We start from the raw sequence: 19757 nt of genomic DNA, 5'->3' as shown, positions 1-19757 counted from the left end.
GAAAGACAGCTCCATGGAGATCACCGGGAAGACCAAGATCATGTTTGTGCTTGCCGACCCGATCGATCATGTGCGGGCGAGTGCGGTCATGAATACCTATTTCGCATCGATCGGCGACGATCTGGCGGTGTCCCCGATCCATGTCCTGCCCGGCGATCTCGGCCAGGCCGTCGCGAGCATCAGGCTCATGCGCAACGTTTTCGGCTTCGGCGTCACGATCCCGCACAAGACCTGCGTGATCGAGCATCTCGATGAGATCACGCCGACGGCGCAACTGATTGGCGCGGTCAATTTCGTCAAGCGGACGGCGGAAGGGCGCCTCGTGGGCGACAATCTGGATGCGAGGGGATTCATCGCCGGCCTCGCTCAGCACGAAGTTGCAGTTCGCGGTCGAAAGGTGCTCCAGGTCGGTGCAGGTGGTGCGGGACGTGCCACTGCATTCGGCCTGGCGGAGGCCGGCGTGCGCGAACTCACGATCATGAACCGGGATGATCAGAAAGCCCGCGCGCTTGCGGCTGCCGTGGCTGCGCATTATCCCGCCGCGAAGGTCAGCGCCGGCCGCGCGGAGGCGCGCGCATTCGATCTCATCGTCAATACGACGTCGCTCGGCATGAAACCGGATGATCCGCTTCCGGTGGATATCGAAGGTGTCGGTGCCGGCGCCACCGTCAGCGACATTATCGTAAATCCAGCCGTGACCCGGCTTCTTGCAAGGGCGGCTGCGCAGGGCGCAAAGGTCATCGGCGGAAAGCCTATGCTCGATGCGCAGATGGCCCTTGTCGCGCGGTTCATCGCGCGATAGCCTGATATATCAAATATTATATCTAGGACGGCGGCATTGGGATTGGGTGCAAGGGCCGCCGGATCGAAGGCAAGACGGAAGGGAAGCGAGGCTCCGTGAATATTGCATCGGCCAGGCAATCGGCGTCGGGCGCATCGATCCGCATCAGTCGCTTGGAGAAGCGCTTCGGTGCCGTGTCCGCCGTCGATGGCGTCGATATCGATATTGCTGCCGGTGAGTTCATCGCCTTGCTCGGACCAAGCGGCTCCGGAAAGACGACGATCCTGATGAGTGTTGCAGGATTCGAATACCCGACCAGCGGCACCATTCACGTCGATTCCGAAGACCTGACCTATGTTCCTTCGAACAGGCGTAACCTGGGAATGGTGTTCCAGAATTATACGCTGTTCCCGCACATGTCGATCCTGGACAATGTCGCCTTTCCCTTGAAGATGCGCGGTCTCCGGACAGCTGAGCGCCACGCGCGCGCCGAAGCCGCGCTCGCGACCGTGCGTCTGGCAGGCTATGGCCACCGCCGTCCGAATGAGCTTTCAGGCGGTCAGCAGCAGCGTGTGGCGCTCGCGCGTGCGATCGTCTACCAACCGCGCGTGCTCTTGATGGACGAGCCGCTAAGTGCGCTCGACAAGAATTTGCGCGAAGACATGCAACTCGAGATCAAGCGATTGCATGCGGAACTCGGCATCACCGTCATCTTCGTCACTCACGACCAGAGCGAGGCGCTGACTATGGCCGATCGGATCGCTGTCCTGAGAGACGGCAAGATCCAGCAGATCGGGCCGGCGCGCCAGCTTTACGAAAGGCCCGCGAATCTCTTTACCGCCGGCTTCATCGGCGAAATGAATTTCGTCGACGTCGCCGTCCAAAGCGTCGGCGACGACATCTCCGTGGCCCTGCCATCGGGTGAGACATGGCGCCTGCCGGCGACGGCAGTAGTCGAGCCGGTTGCGGCCGGCGAGGACGCGGTACTGGCCGTGAGACCCGAGCGCCTGCAACTCGGCGCCAGTCCCGCCGGGCAAGTCATCGCTGTAACGTTAAGCGACGTCGTCTATGCCGGGGCAGCCTTGCTTCTGATAGGACGTCTGCCTGATGGCACCGAGATGCGCGCGCGAATCCCCGGCGCCTCGCAGTTCAGCTCCTTGGCCGCGGGCGACGTTGCGTCCTTCACGATCCCTACCGAGGCGATGCTGCTCTACCGGGGAAAGCGGCGATGAGGGAGGAGCGATCGCATTTCTGGCATTCCGACGGCCGCCGGCTGAGCGGCCTGTCGACGCTGTTGCTGCTCCTTCCGTTCTTCGCCATCATCGCCTTCGTCTTCGTCTATCCGATCCTGCAGCTCCTGGCGATCAGCATTCTCGAGCCGCATCCGACCTTGGACAACTATGCGCGCGTCGTCGACAATCCGGTTCACATGCGCGTCCTGATGCGCACGGTCTGGACCGCTACGCTGGTGACCGCCTTGTCCGTCATCCTCGGCTTCCCGGTGGCCTATTACATGAGCCGGGCAAAGGGGACGGTCGCCGCCCTTGTCGCTGTCTGTGTCATCCTGCCGCTCTGGTCGAGCGTCCTGGTTCGCACCGCCGCCTGGTCATTCCTGTTCCAGCGCAACGGGCTGATCAATTCGGCGTTCATGTCTCTCGGTCTGACGTCACAGCCGTTCAAGCTGCTGTATACCCAGAGCGCCGTCGTCATCGCCATGACCCACGTGCTCCTGCCGTTCATGATCCTGCCGATCTACGGCGCATTGCGCAGTATTCCGAGCGACTACGGGCGTGCGGCCGCCGTGCTCGGCGCAACGCGCCTGCGGACCTTTCTGGAAGTGATCCTCCCCTTGAGCCTGCCGGGCGTCGTCTCCGGTTCGCTACTCGTGTTCCTCACGGCGCTCGGCTTCTTCATTACGCCCGCGCTGCTCGGCTCGCCGCAGGAGATGATGATCTCGACGCTCGTCTCGAAGCAGATTCGTGAGATTCTCGATTGGCCCTTCGCTGCGGCGCTGGTCGGAGTGCTGACCGTATTCGTCACGTTGCTGGCGGTCATCTTCAGCAAGATGCTCCGTTTCGACCGGCTGATGGGGAATGCCTCGTGAAACCGCCGACCGACCGCGGATCGCTCGCGCTGGGAGCCTATGTCTATGCCGTGCTGGCCTTCATCATCGTGCCGTTGGTCATCGTCATTCCAATGTCGTTCAGCCAGAACGACTATCTGGCATTTCCGCCGTCCGGCTTTACGCTGAAATGGTACGCGGAGTATTTTGACAGCAGGCAATGGCGTGCCGCGACCTGGCTCAGCGTACAGGTCGCCTTGCTGACCTCTCTCTTCGCGTCGGTCATCGGCACGGCCGCGACCTATGCAATGATCCGCGGCCGCAGCCGGTTGGTAACGGCTTTCCAGATCCTCCTGATCGGGCCGATCATTGTGCCGCATATCGCGCTCGCCGTCGGGCTCTATCTGTTTTTTCAGACGATCGGTCTCTCCGGCACCATTCCCGGCTTCGTGCTGGCGCATACGGTGCTTACCTTGCCGTTCGTCGTTTTCACGATGGCTGCCGCCCTGGGAAAGGTTGATGCCAATCTGGAGGCGGCGGCCATGAGCTGCGGCGCGACACGCTTTCAAGCCTTCCGCCTGGTCACGCTGCCGCTCGTCCTGCCGAGTCTCGCCAGCAGTGCGCTGTTTGCCTTCATCATTTCCTTCGACGAGCCGGTGGTATCGTTCTTTCTGTCCGGCGTGCGCCAGAAGACGCTACCGCGCCGAATGTTCGAGGACATCGAGCAGAACCTGACGCCGGTGATTCCCGCGATCGCGACACTGTTGATCGTCTTGTCCATCTTGATTCTGCTGGGGGCCCATGTCCTCAGATCCCGCAGCGTCACCCGGTAGCGAACCGGGCGAGAAGCCAGAGAGGAGATCGTCGATGCCAAGAACAGGTTGGATGTGGAGCTCGGCAGCTGTCGTGTTTGCTTGGGTTCTTTGTGGAGCGCTGCCGGCAGCCGCCCAAAAGCTGGAAGACCAGTTGGTGATTGCCACGACCGGCGGCCTGATGGGCAACACCCTCGCGAAATATTTCTACGATCCCTTCAACAAGGCCAAGAATGTCGAGATCGTCCCGGTCGCAATCGAGGTCCCCGATCAGTGGGCGCGCGCCAAGGCGATGCAGCGAACCGGCAAGGTGGAATTCGATATCGTCACGGCAACGGGTCCCGACCTGGTCGGACGCACCGACATGCTCGAGAAGATCGACTGTGCGAAACTGCCGAGCGTCCAGAAGTTCGGTGTCTCCGACGCCTGTCAGCCCTACGGTGTCGCCCGGACGACCGGCGGCATGCTGATCACCTACAATACCGAAACGTTCAAGGGCAAGGCGCCGAAGACATGGGCGGATTTTTGGGACGTCAAGCAGTTTCCCGGGCCGCGAGGGCTGCCGGACACCGGCGACAGCGATTGGTGGGTTCCGGTAGCTGCGCTCCTCGCCGACGGCGTCAAGCCGGAGCAGCTTTTCCCGCTGGACATCAATCGTGCCTACAAGAAGCTGGACGAGATCCGTCCCAATGTCGCGGTGTGGTGGAAGACAGGCGACCAGGTGCAGCAGATCATGCGCAGCCGCGAGGTCGTCATGGCCATGAGCTACTCGGGCCGCGCGCTCGCCGTCGTGAAGGAGGGCGTACCGGTTGCCATGTCCTGGGATCAGGCCATCCGCGACACCGGCTACATGGCTGTCCTCAAGGGCGCACCTGATCTCAATGCAGCCATGGCCTATCTCGATTTCTTCTATGCGAGCTCCGACGCGCATGTTCCGTTCATGCGCGCTGTCAACTATGCGACCGCCAGCAAGTCGGCCATCGAGCTGTTGAAGCCGGAGGAGCGCAATCTCTACGCGACCTCGCCCGAGAACTACGAGAAGCTGGTCAAGCCCGATTTCGCCTGGATCGGCGAACATCGTAATGCGCTGCGTGAGCGGTGGATGGCTTGGCTGACCCGCTAAGCCGCACTGGCTTCTCCCGCCATTCGCACTTGCAAGACGAGGATGGACCATGGATCACACCAGTGACCCCGGCGCGCTGCGCTACGTGATCGATCCTCGAAGGCTCGATCTCGTCGAGGAGTTCCGCGCAAGTCCGCTCGGCGTGCATAGCCCGGAACTTCGCAAGCTGTTGGCCCGGATGCGATGGGGCAAGCCGGAAGGGCGGCTTGTCCTGATCGTGCTCGAGGCTGGCAAAGCCTGGCGGCTGTCGCGCATCCCCAAGCGTCGAGGCGATCCGATGCCTTTCGTCGATGATCGCGTCTTCACGTCTCTTGTTGAAGCGGAGTGGCATGTCTTCAAGCTGCGTTGGCAGGAAATGACGGGAACGACTTTGCCTTCGGAGATGTCCGGTGATCTATAGGACCAACGAGTATCTCGGCTATCCGGACCGCATCAGCGTCCCGGCAGGGGAAGCCGTCAGGTTTCAGCTCAGCAGCAAGCGGCCGAGCGTGAAGGTCGAGGTGCTCAGGCTGCGCTGCGGCGATGTCGATACCAACGGCCCAGGCTTCAAATATGAGGTCATGACGAGCCCCATTGACGGTGAGCATGCCTGCCTCGACCAACCGATCCGGCAGGGATCCAACGCCGTCGTCGACCACGACGGTGCACTGGTCCCGACCGGCGGGCACTGGTGTTTCGGAGCCTACGTGTATCCGACGCGGATCGCGGACAATGCCAAGGCCGTGCTGGGAAATTGGTGCGAGCGCTCGGCGCGCGGCTATGCGCTAGAGCTCGACGAGGAGGGGTATCTGGTCCTGGTGCTGGGCCAGGTGAACGGTACCCCCGCGCGTTTTGCCCTCGACGTCAAGCTGCGCCCGCGCGTCTGGGCATTCGTATCATGCGCGCTTGACCTTGCGCGGGGATCGGCGTCCTTGTCGCTGATTGTTCCGGCAGACGGCGTTCGGCCGGCCGCCGCCCATTCGAAATCGTTCGCCCTGCCGCAGGCGCCTGCGCTCGATTCCGGCCTGCCGTTCCTGATCGCGGCCCATCATGCGAATGGTGATCGCCAATATACCTCGCACTTCGACGGCAAGATCGAAGCTCCGCGTGTCCTTTCGTGTCCGTTGGACGCAGAGGCGCTGCGGGTATTCGACGGCCGGCTGCGGACGGGGGCAAGCGATGCCGGGCTTGTCGCCTTCTGGGATTTCTCGAACGGAATCTCGTCACTGTCGATCAAGGATATTTCACCGAACGGCCTGCACGGTAACCTCCGCCAGCTGCCCCGCAGGGGCGTGACCGGCTTTCAATGGTCTGGATCCGTTCACGACTGGCGGCTGTCGCCGCAGGAATATGCGGCGATTCATTTCCACAGCGACGATATCTACGATTGCGAATGGCAGACGACCTGCACGCTCGATGTGCCAGCCCACTGGCGATCCGGCGTCTACGCGCTCCGGCTGACCTCGGCAGGCGACAATCCAGACTGGGACTGCGAAAGCTACGTCACCTTCTTCGTGACGCCCGGCAAGGCGTCCCGGCGGGCGGATCTGGTCGTGGTCGCTTCGATCGCGACATATCTGGCTTATGCCAACAGCGCGTTGCGCCTCTATCAGGTTCACTTCGAGACTCTGATGGAGCACGTTCTGTGGTTGCCGCAAGATGACGTCTTCATGCAGGAGAACCCGGAGATCGGCCAGTCGACCTATGATTGCCATGTCGACGGCTCGGGGCGAGCGTACAGCTCTTGGCTGCGGCCGGTCCTCAACATGCGTCCGCGCGGCTATTGGTTCAATTTGATCAACGACACACATATCCTCGACTGGCTCGAGGAGAAGGGGATCGCCTACGATCTGATCACGGATGTCGAGCTTGACCGGGAGGGAGCGCGGGCGCTCGCTCCTTACCGAGTCATGATGACGCCGACCCACCCCGAATATTACAGCTTCAACATGATGAACGCGATCATGGCGTATCAGAACGCCGGAGGGCGGCACATCTCGATGGGAGGCAATGCATTCTACTGGCGCTGCGGCTTTCACCCGGCCGCACCCGCCGCGCTGGAGGTTCGCCGCGGCATGGCAGGAACGCGCACCTGGGAATCGGAGCCCGGCGAAGTGCATCTTGCCGGCACCGGCGAGCCGGGCTCGCTGTGGCGGCATTCGGGCTTTGCGCCGCAAAAGCTGGTCGGCGTCGGGTTCTCGGCCATGATCAACGATACCTGCGGCTATTATCTGCGTACCGCCGAAAGCGAGGATGCGCGCGTCGCGTTTATCTTCGAGGGCACAGGGCGTCACGAAAAGTTCGGTGATTTCGGGTTTCGCTACAATGGTGCGGTCGGCAGCGAGATCGACCGGTACGATCTCGAGCTCGGAACGCCGCCGCATGCGTTGCGGATCGCAACGTCCGAAGGATTGGGTGCGGGCGCGCTGCCCACGCCGGAGGAGTTCCGCACCGTGGTCGACGGACTCGACGGCACGCAGAATGCGCTGGTGCGCGCCGACATGGTGTTCTTCGAGACTGCCCATGGCGGCGCCGTCTTTGCGACCGGATCGATCACCTACGGCATGTCGTTGGGTCACAACAACTACGACAACAACATCAGCACCATCACGTTGAACGTCGTGAATCGGTTTCTCGATCCAAGGCCGTTCATCATGCCTGCCAAAACCTAGACTGCGGCCTCGATTTCGGCCCAACATGCAAGATCGCCATCTCGTCGCCAGAGATGGCTTCTCGAACCAGGGAGGCTGTCATGTCGGACAAGCCTGAGTTTCCCCCCCCGGAATTGGGATCGGTCAACGTCGCTCCCCGCAAGGCGCGCCCGATGCATGCGGACGAGCACTGGGCCAGCCAGCCCTGGTATGAGGCTCCGCGTGGCGATCCCTCCGTCGCGGAAGTCTACACCTATACCGATGCGATGTCTTACGACCCGGGAGACGAAGTCGTCTTTCGCTCCTCCGCGACCGCAAAGGCCTGGCGGCTGCAGATCTATCGCGACGGTCTCGAGCCCGAGATGGTGCATGAGGTCGATGCGCTTGACGGCGTGTTCGCGGCCACGCCATCCGATGCCTATCGCAATGGCTGCAACTGGCCCGTCGCTCATCGCTGGACGTTGCCGCCGGATCTGCGCTCGGGCTTTTATCGTGTGGTCTCCTCGTGCGAGCGAGCGAACGGGGCCCGCTTCATCCAGCATCATTTCTTCGTCGTGCGTCCGACGGAGAAAACGCGGCGCGCGAAGATCCTGATGATCCTGCCGACGGGCACATGGACCGCCTACAACGATTTTGGCGGTGCCAATCATTATTTCGGCGTCGAAGGTCCTGACAGGGACGAGCCGTCGCCGGTTTTGTCGCTGCAGCGGCCATGGACGCGCGGCGTGGTCTGGCTGCCGCCCGGTGCGCCGCGCATCTGCGCCGATCCCGCGCCCGAGATGGGTGACGCGCCACGCTATCAGATGAAGGAGTGGGCGTTCTCCAACGGCTTTGGCCAATATTACGCGGCAGCGGGCTGGGCCCAGTACGACCGGCATTTCGTGCTCTGGGCGCAGAAGGAAGGCTACGCCGTCGACATGATCACCCAGACCGATCTTCACTACAGGCCCGAGCTGCTCGACGCCTACCCTTGCGTCACCATCATCGGCCATGACGAGTACTGGACATGGGAGATGCGCGAGGCGATGGAGCGCTATGTGGAGGGCGGCGGGCGGCTCGCGCGCTTTGGCGCGAATTTCCTGTGGCAGATCCGGCTCGAGGACGATGGCAAGCGCCAAGTCTGCTACAAGTTCAAAGCCGTCCACAAGGATCCGATCGTCGGCACGGACCGCGCGCGCCTGATGACGTCTGCCTGGGAAGATCGCAACGTCCGTTGGCCCGGCGCCTCGACGGTCGGCGTGAACGGTGCGCACGGCCTCTACGCGTCCTGGGGTGGCTTCGCGCCGAACGGCCAACGAGGCTTTACGGTCTATCGCCCCGAACATTGGGCATTTGCCGGCACAGGACTGCACTATGCCGACATCTTCGGCGACAAGCAGCACATCTTCGCCTACGAGGTCGACGGGCTGGACTACACGTTCCGCAACGGTCTTCCTTTTCCGGTGCCGGTCGAAGGGCAGCCCGAGACCATTCAGATCCTGGCGATGGCGCCAGCCGTCCTGGCCGAAGACGAGCCGCAGGGTGAGGGCTTCCGCTACTACGTACGCAGCAGCGACCACGAAGGCCTGGTGGAGTGCATCACCGGCGAGGTTACGCCCGAGGGTCTGGCCCGCTACAAATACGGCTCCGGCATGATGGTGCACATGACCCGCGGCAAGGGCGAGGTGCTGACGGCTGCGACTTGCGAATGGGTGATGGGGCTGAAGCGCGGCGATCCGTTCACGCAGCGGATCACCCGCAACATCCTCGATCGCTTCACTGCGCCCCGTTCCGCGTGAGCAGCTCTCAGCGACGCCTGGATTTCGCGCGGGCTGCCTTGGCAGGTGGTGCAGTGCGCGTCTTCATCGCTTCGATCTCGAGGTCGTCGTCGATGGCCGTCTCGGGAGTCATGAAGCGCGTGCCGCCATGCTTTTCCAGCAACCGGACGAGATTCTGGCCGCCTTCCATCATGTCCGCCTGGATCGACTCGCGAACCTTGTCCGGCCGGCGCTGCCGCAGATTCTTGAGAACGGACAGGTGCTGGTGCTCTTTTGGATAGGTCGGGGGGGCGTGCGGGTAATGGAAATTCAACAAGGGGCCGTTCCGCATCCAGATATCGTCGAGGATGGCGAGCACTTCGGGAAGCCCCGATCCATCATAGAGACCGCGGTGGAATTGCCAGTTGGCGCGAACGGCGTCGGACCATCTGTGCTCCTTCTCCGCGCTGATCAGCTCGCGGTGAGTGGCCTCCATTTTGTCGATGTCGGCTTCCGAGATGCGCGTGGTTGCGTGCTCGGCGGCAAGTCCCTCGAGAAACAGCCTGACGGTCCTGAGCTCGATATACTGCTTGGCCGTCATGTGGGCGACCATGATCGAGCGTCCCGCCTGCATCTCGAGCGCGCGGCCGCGCACGAGCTGCATCAGGGCTTCGCGAATGGGCGTCTCCGACACGCTCATGGTCGCGGCAAGGTCGCGGATCTTGAAGCGATGGCCCGGCCAGAACCGGCCTTCCATCAGCGCCTGGCGCAGATTGTTGTAGACTAGGTTCGTCAGGCTGTCGCGCGCGACCGGGCCCACGCCGCCCTCGCCACGCCTCTGTTCAACGTCAACCATGCTCGGTCCCCGAAAGGTCTGGGCCGTTTCGGCCATCAGCGCCGACCCGGGTTCGAATCCATTTCGTATATAATATAGGATGTCGTTGTCGCGCACTGACCGTCTGCGCTTCTTCTGCGACAGAGCCCTCAAGCTCGCCGCCTCCCTGAAATCCAAATTCGTCAGCTCCGGGATCGGCTGCCGCCCACGAGGTCTACGGGCCTGGGTAGCAACAATTCCCTTGTAGCTGAGATAATAATATATGATATATCAAAACTGGAGGAGAGGAGAAGGCATGCCGGAATTGATCAGGACAAGGGATGCCGCCCTGCGGGCGCGGGCCGAGAAGGTCGTGCCAGGCGGGATGTGGGGACATCTCCACGCGGCCAAGTTGCCGGAGGCGTATCCGCAGTTCTTCAGCCGTGGCGAAGGCGGCGTGCTCTGGGATGTCGACGGTCACCGCTACGTGGACTTCATGTGCAGCTGGGGTCCCAACCTGCTCGGCCACCACCATCCCGAGGTGGAGGAAGCCGCCGAGCGTCAGCGGCGCGACGGCGACTGCCTCAATGGTCCGGCCGAAGTCATGGTCGAGTTGGCCGAGCTTGTCGTCGATATGGTGGGACATGCCGATTGGACGCAGTTTCAGAAGAACGGCACCGATGCGACGACGACGTGCGTCACGATCGCGAGGGCTGCAACAGGTCGACGAAAGATCCTCGTCGCCAAGGGCGCCTATCATGGTGCCGTGCCGTGGTGCTCACCGTCCCTGCTCGGTGTGACCGCGGAGGATCGCGCCCATCTCGCATATTTCACGTTCAACGACGTCGAGAGCCTCGAGGCGGCGGCCAAGGCGGCGGGTGATGATCTTGCCGGAATTCTGGTTTCGGCGTTCCGCCACGATCTCGGGTTCGACCAGGAACTTCCAACCGTAGAGTTCGCGCGCGCGGCGCGTCGCATCTGTGACAGCAAGGGGGCCGCGCTGCTCATCGACGAAGTTCGCGCCGGCTTCCGCCTGAATGCCGCGGGTAGCTGGGAAGGCCTTGGTGTTCGGCCCGATTTGTCCGCCTGGAGCAAGGCGATCGCCAATGGTCATGCCCTGGCGGCCGTCACCGGAGCCGATTGGCTGCGCCGCGCCGCGAGTCAGGTCTTTGTCACGGGGTCATTCTGGGCCGGCGCCGTCGCCATGGCTGCTGCCGTCGCGACGTTGAAGATCGTGCGCAGGGACGATGTCCCGGGCCGCCTTGCGCAGCTCGGGCAAACGCTGCGTGATGGTCTCGAGACGCGTTCCCGCCAGTTCGGTCTTTCAATCCGTCAGTCGGGGCCTGTGCAAATGCCGACCCTATTGTTTGAAGGGGACCCGGACTATCGGAAAGGTTCGGCCTTTTGCAGCGCGATGCTTGCAAGGGGTGTCTACTTCCATCCCAAGCACAACATGTTCCTTTGCGCCGCCCATACCGAGGCCGACATCGCCGTGGCACTCGAGGCTGCGGAGCACGGCTTCGCAAGCGTGGCGGCACTTTGATGTCACGTGGCTTTCCGAAGCCGCAACCGTGAGCGCGTTGGGTCTGGTTCTTTGCCTCGTTACCGATGTTTGTCGCGGTCTTCGCGATCTGGATCAGTATCGGCGCCTTCTGGTCAAAACCTTACGACCGGTATTGTTACGGGTGCCGGGCCGGATTTCCGAGTGCTAGGGTTCCATTGCGAAGCGACGCTTCCCAAGCCAGCCCCGGGAAGTTCAGGCGCCGCGAAAAGACCTTGGCCCGCCTCCGATCGCTATATTGCCGGGGGCGGGCTTCCTTTCCCGCCAAACTGAACCAAACTGAAAGGGGCCACCTTTCGGTGACCCCTTGCCGGTTGAAATCGCGTTCGGGATGAAATGCCAGCCCCGGCGACGCCTACGTTAGAGGTACGGAAGGAGGGAGGCGATTCCGGGAAAATACTGTACCTAATGCTGTCCTGATGCGAGGCGTGACGCCGGCTTGCCGCCGGCGATGCTATTCGCCGGGATGACAGATCAGTCGGCGCGGATGCTCGGTACCGAGCTCGGACGCCAGGTAGGCAGGCGCCCGGCTCTGCTGAACCAGACGCTCGGCCAGATCGCCGTCGCAGCGCTTGATCTTGGTGACGTAGTCGCACCATTCGTTGGCGCGCGGCTGCCGCAGGCGGGGGTCCTGGTCCGGGCAGGGACGCTCGTCGACCAGGTACGCGGCCTGTCCGTGCGCGCCGCCGGCCGACATCCAGCAGCAAACCAGAAGTGCGGATAAACAGAAATAGATGCGCATGGCTGTCCCCGGCGGCCCGCGTTCAGCTTCTCCCAAGCCTCGCTCGAACGCAAGCGCGGGGCGCATCGCATCAACACGAAAGAGACGGCGGCTGCGGACCGTGCTAGGGTTCGCTGCCCGCGTGTCATTTGCACTCACCAGCTTTTCTGTCTCTCGGGAGGTTTTTCATGAAACGATTGATTTTACCGGCGGCATTGCTGGCCTTCATCACGGTCTGCGTCACCGTCCCGGCAACTGCCCAGCGCATGCAGGAGATCGTCGCCACCGAGACGATCGAGCTTCGCGCCGAGCAGGCCCGCACCTTCACCCTGGATCAGCCCGTGACCAGGTTCTCGCTCTCCGTCGAGGACATCGCGCAGGTCATTCCCGAAACCGATCGCGTCTTCACGATCCGCGGCCTGAAGGCCGGGCGCGTGTTGATGTCGGCCTATGCCGCCGATGGTCAGGTCGTCCACCGCTCCAACATCATCGTGGACCAGACCCAGGGGCTGGTGAAGATCTACCGGGCCGACGCCAAGGACTATGTGGGCTATTTCTGCACCAGCCGCTCCTGCGGCCGCGCTGACCCCGATGCCAAGCCGCTGCCTTACGGTGCAACAGCGGAGAACCAGCAGCGCGGCGAGCCCTCCGGCCCCAGCGCCGGGCTGCCGCGGGAATCTCGCTGAGCAAGAGGGGGTGAGGTCGGCCATGGCGCCTCACGCCTAGCGGGTTGGCGCCTGCGGCCACTGCCTTCGGAAATTCGGATCGGGCCTGGTCGTCCTCAACCAGCCGTCGGCGGTCATTTGTCGCGGTTGGTGACGGCGACGGCGCGCCGTGCTCTGCCACTCATTTCGTCAAATCCGCGGGTGATTGCCCGTCGATGATGCAGTTCGGTGCTTCCGAATGGGCATCGATCGCCTCGTCGCCCGGGAAAAAGTTCCTCACCGTAGTCGCCCGGGCGCCCCGAGTAAGGTTAAGAAAGGATTACCAGGTGACAACTTTGCCGGGAAATAGTAGCAATTTCTCAGTTGGCTCAATTTTGCCTGCCAACGGTAACGGTCAGTTCATCTTTAGTAAGAGGGATTTTCTCCTATGTTGAAATATTACATCAAGACCACCGAAGCCCTGAAGCAGCTGCGCAAGGACCAGGACGGCGTCGTGTCGTTCGAGTACATCATCGTCGCCGCGGCTGTGATCACCGTCGTGATCACCTTCTTCGCCGGCACCGGCAGCACCAGCCTCAATACCGCGTTGACCGCTGCGGTCGCCAAGATCACGACCGCTATCGCTCTTCCTCTCTAAACTTCAGATGGGAGGGGGCAGACAAGCCGTCATCCTCCTCCCACTGCTTATTATTCGCGAGCCTGTACTTAAGTTGGGTCGGCTGCACGACCTCGTTTGAAATTTTTCTGCGCAGCGGTTGTCGCTGCTTTCATTCCGTGCTGGTCGGGCCAAACGGGCCGATCCATGCGATGCGCATGATCGGTCAGCGTCTCCAGGACTTCAGAGGTCAACTCGCGAGTCCAAGACGGCGGACATTGATACTATTGCCAGCTTCCCCCTGAGGTGCCCTGAGGCACGAGTTCCATGAGTTGGTTCATTTACATAGTTTCCATTTTGGAAGTCCTGTTGTTGCTCCATGTTGCGACGCTCGATATCGCAACACGAACAATCCGTAATGAAATTTGCCTGGCGCTGGCGCTGCTTGGAATCGTCGCTCAATTGGCGAGCCCGATGCAGCTCCTGGAGTCGCTGATCGCGGCTGCCATCCTCTTTCTGGTGTTGCTGGTCATCTACATGCGCGGCTGGATGGGCGGCGGCGATGTCAAGCTGCTGGCTGCTCTGGCGGTCGGCCTTCCCGTGAACGGCATCATTCAGATGCTGGTGGTCACTGCGTGGGCTGGCGGCGTTCTCGCCGTGCTGCATGTGACCATGCGTAACCTGCCGTATCCGAAGCTCGCTCCCGCCGGATCGTCTTTCGCACGCCGCGTCTACGCGGTCGAGCGTTGGCGCCATTTGCGCCATGCTCCATTGCCTTACGGAGTTGCCATCGCCTGCGGCGGCATCTGGGCCATTTTCAGTCGAGGATTTTGACATGTCATCCGCCTTGCGCATCTCGATCATTATGGTCCTTTTGCTCGCGACCACGGCCCTCGGGCTCATCGCCTACAACATGAACCTGCCGAAGCAGGCCCCCGTGCAAATTGCGGAAAAGGGGCCGGTGGCGCCTGCGACGGTCGGCTACTACGTCGCGGCACGACCGCTGCCGAAGGGGACTTTGGCCCGCCAGGAAGATTTCACGCTTCGCCAGGTGGCGCCGGATCGCGTCCCGACGGGCGCGATCCTTGAAACGCCGGAATCGGCGGCCGGGCTGCCCGGCTCTCTGGTGCGCAAGTTCGTCGAGGCCGGCAGCCCCGTCACATTGCAGGACATCCTGCGTCCGCGGGATCGCGGCTTCCTCGCCAGCGTGCTGGCGCCGGATAGTCGCGCCATCAGCATCAAGGTGGACGAGGAGTCAGGCGTCTCGGGCCTGGTCAGGCCGGGCGATCATGTCGACGTCGTGCTGACCCAGGTGTTCGAGAAGGCGGATCCCGCCCGTCGCGCGATGAGCGAGACCGTCTTGCGCAATGTCCGTGTCATCGCGATCGATCAGGAGATCGTGCAGGGCGGGCGCAGCGTTGCCTCTGTGACAGGGAAGCTGCCGCAGACGGTGTCGCTGGAGCTGACGCAGGAGCAGGTCAAGAAGGTCACGGTCGCCAAGCAGCTCGGTACGCTGTCTCTCGCGGTCCGGGCTGCCATCGACCAGTGGGACAAGGGCGATAGCGGTTCGATCTCGAGCTGCGACGTCTCGCCGGAGCTTGCGCGCCAGAATGCCATGGCGGGGCAGAGGACGGCGGTGGTCGTTCATTCCGGGGGCGAGGTCAAGCAGTACACGGTCCGGAAGCAGGACTCCGAAGGCAGCGACGTCGCCGTGAGCTGCGACGGATCGGAAGCTGCCGCCCGCACCGCAAGCGCAATTGGCTTTGCCGCCAGGCTGCCGGAGAAACGTTGATGAACATGGCCGTGGTCACTCCGCCCCAGGAAACGACGTCCGTCGTGGCGCGCAATCGGATCGTCTGTTTCGTCAATGACGACATCAGCGCCGGCGCGCTCGGCAAGGGCCTCGAAGGCAGCAATCTCACGATCAAGCATGGCAACATCCGCAATGCCATCAAGATGCTGGAGACGGACACCGATCTGTTCGCCCTGGTCACCGATATTAGCGGCATCGATGACCCCTTTCCGGAGCTGGAGCGCCTCGCCGGCGTCTGCCCGCCCGATGTCCGCGTGGCGCTGGTCGGCGACAACAGGGAGATCACGTTCTTCCGTCAACTGATGGATCTCGGCCTCACCGAATATCTTCCCAAGCCGCTGACGCGGGACATCGTGCTGGATCAGTTGCGCCCGAAGCTGCTGGGCGCCGTCTCGCACGTGCCGGCCGATCGCGGCGGGCATGTGGTCTCGATCTGCGGCGCGCAGGGCGGCGCCGGCGCCACCAGCATCGCGATCAACCTCGCGCTGCAGATCGCCGAGACCACCAAGGCCAAGGTCGCGCTGCTCGATCTGCATCTGCAGGGCGGCGAGACCGCCGTGATGCTGGGCGTCCGGCCGGGGCCGGGCCTGCGGATCGCGCTGGAAAACCCGATGCGCGCCGACACGCTGTTTCTCGAGCGGGCGGCCATCGAGATCAACGAACGGGTGTCCCTGATCTCCGCCGACGAGGAGCTCGACGCGCAGCTCGACATCACCGAGGCGGGGGTGCGCCACGTGCTGGGCCTGCTCCGCCAACGCTTCAACTACGTCATCGTCGACGTGCCCGTGCCGTTCCCGCCGTCCATGCACTCGGTGATCGAACTCTCGCGTCACGTGGTGGTGCTGCTGGAAGCCGAGGTCACAGGACTGCGCAATGCTCATGCGCTGCGTACCGCCGTCACCAACATCGCCGGCAAGGACCGGGTGTTCACGCTGCTCAACCGGGCCGATCGCGCGGGCGGGCTGCCCCGGGCCACCATGGTCAAGGCGCTCGGCGCCGAGCCGGACATGGTGATTCCGGATCTCGGCAAGGGCATGACCCAGGCGGTCAATCTCGGCATCCCCGCGCTGAAGCACGTCAGGAAATTGCGGCGCCATCTGGCCCCCATCGTCCGGGAGATCACCGGCATCGGCGCCCAGCGTAAGGGCCGGCTGCGGAGGCTGCTCGGGCTATGAAGAAATTTGGCCGCCGCCCTGACGAGATGCCGGATAGTCTGCCTTCATTGCCGGCAGGCTTGCCTCTGGCGATGCCCGCTGCACCGCCGCCGATCCTGAATCAGTCGCCGCCACCAGGTGCGCCTGCCGCGACACCCGTCGTGACGGCAAGGCGCGAGGAAAGCGCGATTCATCACCCCGTCATGTCGGCGTCGTTGCGCGAACGCGTCATCGAGCAGATCGATCCCGCGGTCGCGGCGACGGTTTCCCGCGATATCCTGCGGCGGCAGGTCGAAGAAATCATCCACGCCATTGCCAACCAGGACCGGCTCGAACTGTCGGGCCGCGAGCAGATGCTGCTCGCGGACGAGATCGCGGACGACATGACCGGCTACGGCCCGCTGCGTCCGCTCCTGATGGATCAGTCGATCAGCGACATCATGATCAACGGGCCCAGCAACGTCTATGTCGAACGCAGCGGCAAGCTGGAGCGGCTCGCGGTGCGGTTTCGAGACAATGACCACATCGCCTCGGTGGCGCAGAAGATCGCAGCGCAGGTCGGGCGCCGCGTCGACGAATCCAGCCCGATGGTGGACTGCCGCCTACCGGACGGCAGCCGCGTCAACATCATCCTGCCGCCGCTCGCGATCCACAGCCCCTGCATCTCGATCCGCAAGTTTCCAAGCCGCCGGCTCGACATGGCCGGCATGGTCCAGAACGGCTCGATGACCCCGGCCATCGCGAAGCTGCTGGAGATTGCCGGCAGGTCCCGGCTCAACGTGCTGGTCTCCGGCGGCACCGGCTCCGGCAAGACCACGCTGCTCAACGCCATGAGCCAGTTCATCGATCCGCGCGAGCGCGTCGTCACGATCGAGGACGCGGCGGAATTGCAGCTCCAGCAACCGCATGTGATCAGCCTGGAGACCCGGCCGCCCAGCCTCGAAGGCACCGGGCAAGTGACGCAGCGCGATCTCCTCTGGAATGCCCTGCGCATGCGTCCCGACAGGATCGTGGTCGGCGAGGTGCGCGGCGCCGAGGCCTTCGACATGCTCCAGGCCATGAACACCGGCCATGACGGCTCGATCTCCACCGTGCACGCCAACAGCACCCGCGACGCCCTGACCCGTGTCGAGAACATGGTGCAGATGGGGCAGGTCAATTTGCCCTCGCGCGCGATCCGGGCCCAGATCGTCGCGGCATTGGATCTCATCGTGCAGGTCGAGCGCATGCGCGACGGGCAGCGCCGCATCATCCAGGTCAGCGAGGTGGTCGGCCTGGAAGGCGAGGTGATCACCACCAACGACATCGCGGCCTTCGAGTACAAGGAGGAGGACGTTCACGGGCGGATTTCGGGCGTCTACACGAGCACCAATGCGATCCCGAAGTTCAAGAGCCGCCTGGTATATTTCGGGCTGGATCGCGCCTGGGCCGAGGCCATGGGGCAGATATGATCCCTCAATCCGCGATACTCATCGTTCTTGTTCTCCTGTTGTGCGCCACGGTCGCCTCCTTGTGGCTCGACGCACGCGAGAAGCGGTTTGACCGTCAGTTGACGACGGTTCTCAAGTCCACGACCACGGAGAGCCTGCCGACGATCCGCAGGTCCGAGGCCGCGCCTCGTTCTCGATTGATCTACCTCTTGGTCGATTACAGGCCTGAATTGAGCTATTCATTGCATCCGGCTTACGTATTGCTTGCGGCATTTGTCGTCGCGTCCGCGATATTCTACGTTGTCGACCTCTTTGATTATCCCATTTCTTACGGGTCGATCGCAGCCGCGATTGCTGCCGTTGTGGTCAGTCGCGGTCTTTTTGGATGGCAGCGGCGTCGGTTCACCGACCGGCTCTTTCGACAGCTGCCGGACACCATTCAGATCGTAACCAGTACGGTCCGCTCCGGCCTGCCTGTGCAGGAGGCCTTTCGTACCATCGCGCGCGATATGCCGGAGCCGACCGCCGGTCAGTTCGCGATCGTATGCAGCGAACTGGGCACGGGAAGAGCTCCAGACGAAGCGGTTGAAGCGGTCTATCGAAGAACGGGCGTCACGGAATACGGTATCTTCGCGGTGACCCTCGGGGTTCAGTTGAAGTCTGGCGGCAGTTTATCCGAGACATTGCAGACTTTGGGCGAAACCATCAGTCAGCGTGTTGCCCTTGCTGCTCGCGCAAAAGCGCTGGCCGGCGAAGTGATCTTCTCGTCGCGCGCGCTCACCTTCGCGCCCCTCATCATCGGCGGAATTATTTACAAGATTAATCCGCAATCGATCGAGCCGCTCTTCCAGGACCCGATTGGCAACAACATGCTGGCTTACGCGGTCGTCTCGGTGGTTACCGGGCACTTCGTGATCCGATGGTTGATCCGAAGGGAGACGACGCTATGACCGCTGGTCTCGGTTTCGTGTCCCTTGCCATTTTGGCGGCGACTGCAACACTCCTGTTGATCATTCGTGAAATGCACCTGCGGGCATTGAACACTCGGGTGTCGAATGCCGTACGGGGCGTTCCCACGGTGTCGCACGACGTGACGGGTTGGATCTCGTCCATCGGCATGCGGTACCGGCGCTTCCACGCTGAGGAGAACCTGGATCAGCTGCGAGCCGTGTTGAAGTCGACGGGTCTCAACCATCACAAGACTCTGCCGATCTGGCTCGGCATCAAGATCGTCAGCATGGTCCTCTTGCCGGTCGTCATCTTTGTTGGTGCGCTGCTCTCGGGAAGTGAGCAGAAGGATGTTTTCCTCCTGACGCTCGTTGGTCTGGTAGTCGGGATTGTAGGACCCCGGCTCATCTTGTTTGTGCTGAAGCGGCGTTTCGATGCCGCAATCAGACTGGGGACGCCGGATGCGATAGATCTTTTGGTCGTCTGCAGCGAAGCCGGAATGGGGCTCGAGGGGGCTTTGCAGCGCGTAGCCACGGAAATGGGCGAGACAAATCCGGCCATGTCTCGCGTCCTCTACGGGCTTCTGGATGATCTCCGGTTGCTGCCAAATCGTTTCGATGCATTCGAGAAGATGGGGCTTCTATCGGATGGACTTCGCCGCTTCGGCACCATGATCAGCCAGAGCCTCCAATACGGTACGCCATTGAGTCAGGTTTTGCGCAGCATCGCCACGGATCTTCGGCGGGAGCGGATCACCAAGCTTGAGGAACGCGCTCACAAGCTCGGTGCCAAGCTGACCATCCCGATGGTGTTGTTTCTCCTGCCGGCCATGTTCGTCATCCTGGGCGGGGGGCCGCTCTTGAATCTGATCCGTGTGCTGAAGTAGGCGCGGCGCGCGCGCAGGAAGTTGCA

18 protein-coding genes and 1 pseudogene are annotated in these 19757 nt (G+C 62.7%); 17 read left to right on the top strand and 2 right to left on the bottom strand.

The window, feature by feature from the left end:
* Positions 1 to 13: 13 nt before the first annotated feature.
* From ACFDR6_RS32765 to ACFDR6_RS32730, 8 genes are all read left to right on the top strand, one after another.
* Positions 14 to 802, top strand: coding sequence for a shikimate dehydrogenase family protein (locus ACFDR6_RS32765; protein ID WP_375860864.1), 789 nt, complete (start codon positions 14 to 16; stop codon positions 800 to 802).
* 101 nt (positions 803 to 903) lie between these two features.
* Positions 904 to 2013 (top strand): ABC transporter ATP-binding protein, encoded by a 1110-nt coding sequence (locus tag ACFDR6_RS32760; protein ID WP_375860971.1) that lies wholly within the window; start codon positions 904 to 906, stop codon positions 2011 to 2013.
* On the top strand, positions 2010 to 2885 hold the full coding sequence (locus tag ACFDR6_RS32755) for an ABC transporter permease (RefSeq protein WP_249153714.1): 876 nt from the start codon (positions 2010 to 2012) through the stop codon (positions 2883 to 2885). The genes ACFDR6_RS32760 and ACFDR6_RS32755 overlap by 4 nt, the downstream gene beginning before the upstream one ends.
* Positions 2882 to 3676: an ABC transporter permease gene (locus ACFDR6_RS32750; RefSeq protein ID WP_375860970.1), complete on the top strand. Its 795-nt coding sequence runs from the start codon at positions 2882 to 2884 to the stop codon at positions 3674 to 3676. Before ACFDR6_RS32755 ends, ACFDR6_RS32750 begins: the two co-directional genes overlap by 4 nt.
* Positions 3677 to 3710: 34 nt before the next feature.
* The gene (locus ACFDR6_RS32745) at positions 3711 to 4778 is read left to right on the top strand and encodes an extracellular solute-binding protein (protein ID WP_375860863.1); all 1068 of its coding nucleotides are present in this window, start codon (positions 3711 to 3713) and stop codon (positions 4776 to 4778) included.
* Positions 4779 to 4827: 49 nt separating this feature from the next.
* Positions 4828 to 5178 (top strand): N,N-dimethylformamidase alpha subunit family protein, encoded by a 351-nt coding sequence (locus ACFDR6_RS32740; RefSeq protein ID WP_375860862.1) that lies wholly within the window; start codon positions 4828 to 4830, stop codon positions 5176 to 5178.
* A complete protein-coding gene (locus tag ACFDR6_RS32735; protein ID WP_375860861.1) occupies positions 5168 to 7429 on the top strand; it encodes a N,N-dimethylformamidase beta subunit family domain-containing protein in 2262 nt (753 codons plus the stop codon). The genes ACFDR6_RS32740 and ACFDR6_RS32735 overlap by 11 nt, the downstream gene beginning before the upstream one ends.
* Before the next feature lie 80 nt (positions 7430 to 7509).
* Positions 7510 to 9186 carry a N,N-dimethylformamidase beta subunit family domain-containing protein gene (locus ACFDR6_RS32730; RefSeq protein ID WP_375860860.1) on the top strand — a complete coding sequence of 559 codons (1677 nt, stop codon included), beginning with the start codon at positions 7510 to 7512 and terminating at the stop codon, positions 9184 to 9186.
* Between the two features lie 109 nt (positions 9187 to 9295).
* On the opposite strand, the pseudogene ACFDR6_RS32725 reads toward ACFDR6_RS32730, so the two are convergent.
* Positions 9296 to 10000 (bottom strand): annotated as a pseudogene (locus ACFDR6_RS32725) (GntR family transcriptional regulator); the annotation flags it as partial.
* Between the two features lie 274 nt (positions 10001 to 10274).
* On the opposite strand from ACFDR6_RS32725, the gene ACFDR6_RS32720 reads away from it, so the two are divergent.
* Positions 10275 to 11501, top strand: a complete 1227-nt coding sequence (locus ACFDR6_RS32720; RefSeq protein WP_375860859.1) for an aminotransferase class III-fold pyridoxal phosphate-dependent enzyme — start codon at positions 10275 to 10277, stop codon at positions 11499 to 11501.
* A 472-nt stretch (positions 11502 to 11973) separates the two neighbouring features.
* Here ACFDR6_RS32720 and ACFDR6_RS32715 read toward each other — a convergent pair whose 3' ends face one another.
* The gene (locus ACFDR6_RS32715) at positions 11974 to 12261 is read right to left on the bottom strand and encodes a hypothetical protein (RefSeq protein ID WP_375860858.1); all 288 of its coding nucleotides are present in this window, start codon (positions 12259 to 12261) and stop codon (positions 11974 to 11976) included.
* 167 nt (positions 12262 to 12428) lie between these two features.
* On the opposite strand from ACFDR6_RS32715, the gene ACFDR6_RS32710 reads away from it, so the two are divergent.
* The 8 genes from ACFDR6_RS32710 (at position 12429) to ACFDR6_RS32675 (ending at position 19731) form a co-directional block, all read left to right on the top strand.
* Positions 12429 to 12926 (top strand): pilus assembly protein N-terminal domain-containing protein, encoded by a 498-nt coding sequence (locus tag ACFDR6_RS32710; RefSeq protein ID WP_375860857.1) that lies wholly within the window; start codon positions 12429 to 12431, stop codon positions 12924 to 12926.
* A gap of 406 nt (positions 12927 to 13332) precedes the next feature.
* On the top strand, positions 13333 to 13542 hold the full coding sequence (locus ACFDR6_RS32705; protein WP_317242676.1) for a Flp family type IVb pilin: 210 nt from the start codon (positions 13333 to 13335) through the stop codon (positions 13540 to 13542).
* Positions 13543 to 13827: 285 nt separating this feature from the next.
* Positions 13828 to 14334: an A24 family peptidase gene (locus tag ACFDR6_RS32700; protein WP_375860856.1), complete on the top strand. Its 507-nt coding sequence runs from the start codon at positions 13828 to 13830 to the stop codon at positions 14332 to 14334.
* A gap of 1 nt (position 14335) precedes the next feature.
* Positions 14336 to 15292, top strand: a complete 957-nt coding sequence (cpaB, locus tag ACFDR6_RS32695; RefSeq protein ID WP_317242678.1) for a Flp pilus assembly protein CpaB — start codon at positions 14336 to 14338, stop codon at positions 15290 to 15292.
* Positions 15292 to 16488 (top strand): CpaE/TadZ family protein, encoded by a 1197-nt coding sequence (locus tag ACFDR6_RS32690; protein WP_375860855.1) that lies wholly within the window; start codon positions 15292 to 15294, stop codon positions 16486 to 16488. The genes cpaB and ACFDR6_RS32690 overlap by 1 nt, the downstream gene beginning before the upstream one ends.
* Positions 16485 to 17918: a TadA family conjugal transfer-associated ATPase gene (locus tag ACFDR6_RS32685; protein WP_375860854.1), complete on the top strand. Its 1434-nt coding sequence runs from the start codon at positions 16485 to 16487 to the stop codon at positions 17916 to 17918. The genes ACFDR6_RS32690 and ACFDR6_RS32685 overlap by 4 nt, the downstream gene beginning before the upstream one ends.
* Positions 17915 to 18847 (top strand): type II secretion system F family protein, encoded by a 933-nt coding sequence (locus tag ACFDR6_RS32680; protein WP_317242681.1) that lies wholly within the window; start codon positions 17915 to 17917, stop codon positions 18845 to 18847. The genes ACFDR6_RS32685 and ACFDR6_RS32680 overlap by 4 nt, the downstream gene beginning before the upstream one ends.
* Complete coding sequence (locus ACFDR6_RS32675; RefSeq protein ID WP_317242682.1) at positions 18844 to 19731, top strand: type II secretion system F family protein; 888 nt, start codon at positions 18844 to 18846, stop codon at positions 19729 to 19731. Before ACFDR6_RS32680 ends, ACFDR6_RS32675 begins: the two co-directional genes overlap by 4 nt.
* The last annotated feature ends 26 nt before the right edge of the window (positions 19732 to 19757 follow it).

The sequence above is a fragment of the Bradyrhizobium tunisiense genome, assembly GCF_042263385.1.
Taxonomy (GTDB): Bacteria; Pseudomonadota; Alphaproteobacteria; order Rhizobiales; family Xanthobacteraceae; genus Bradyrhizobium; species Bradyrhizobium tunisiense.
The sequence above is the reverse complement of the archived record's forward strand: the minus strand, read 5'-3'. Positions and strand labels throughout refer to the sequence as shown.

Excerpts from the sequence above, each read along its gene's own strand:
- ACFDR6_RS32690 (WP_375860855.1), top strand. The coding sequence starts at position 15,292 with ATGAACATGGCCGTGGTCACTCCGCCCCAGGAAACGACGTCCGTCGTG.
- ACFDR6_RS32720 (WP_375860859.1), top strand. The coding sequence starts at position 10,275 with ATGCCGGAATTGATCAGGACAAGGGATGCCGCCCTGCGGGCGCGGGCC.
- ACFDR6_RS32730 (WP_375860860.1), top strand. The coding sequence starts at position 7,510 with ATGTCGGACAAGCCTGAGTTTCCCCCCCCGGAATTGGGATCGGTCAAC.
- ACFDR6_RS32685 (WP_375860854.1), top strand. The coding sequence starts at position 16,485 with ATGAAGAAATTTGGCCGCCGCCCTGACGAGATGCCGGATAGTCTGCCT.
- ACFDR6_RS32740 (WP_375860862.1), top strand. The coding sequence starts at position 4,828 with ATGGATCACACCAGTGACCCCGGCGCGCTGCGCTACGTGATCGATCCT.
- ACFDR6_RS32675 (WP_317242682.1), top strand. The coding sequence starts at position 18,844 with ATGACCGCTGGTCTCGGTTTCGTGTCCCTTGCCATTTTGGCGGCGACT.
- ACFDR6_RS32765 (WP_375860864.1), top strand. The coding sequence starts at position 14 with ATGGAGATCACCGGGAAGACCAAGATCATGTTTGTGCTTGCCGACCCG.
- ACFDR6_RS32710 (WP_375860857.1), top strand. The coding sequence starts at position 12,429 with ATGAAACGATTGATTTTACCGGCGGCATTGCTGGCCTTCATCACGGTC.
- ACFDR6_RS32705 (WP_317242676.1), top strand. The coding sequence starts at position 13,333 with ATGTTGAAATATTACATCAAGACCACCGAAGCCCTGAAGCAGCTGCGC.
- cpaB (WP_317242678.1), top strand. The coding sequence starts at position 14,336 with ATGTCATCCGCCTTGCGCATCTCGATCATTATGGTCCTTTTGCTCGCG.
- ACFDR6_RS32745 (WP_375860863.1), top strand. The coding sequence starts at position 3,711 with ATGCCAAGAACAGGTTGGATGTGGAGCTCGGCAGCTGTCGTGTTTGCT.
- ACFDR6_RS32700 (WP_375860856.1), top strand. The coding sequence starts at position 13,828 with ATGAGTTGGTTCATTTACATAGTTTCCATTTTGGAAGTCCTGTTGTTG.
- ACFDR6_RS32680 (WP_317242681.1), top strand. The coding sequence starts at position 17,915 with ATGATCCCTCAATCCGCGATACTCATCGTTCTTGTTCTCCTGTTGTGC.
- ACFDR6_RS32715 (WP_375860858.1), bottom strand. The coding sequence starts at position 12,261 with ATGCGCATCTATTTCTGTTTATCCGCACTTCTGGTTTGCTGCTGGATG.
- ACFDR6_RS32755 (WP_249153714.1), top strand. The coding sequence starts at position 2,010 with ATGAGGGAGGAGCGATCGCATTTCTGGCATTCCGACGGCCGCCGGCTG.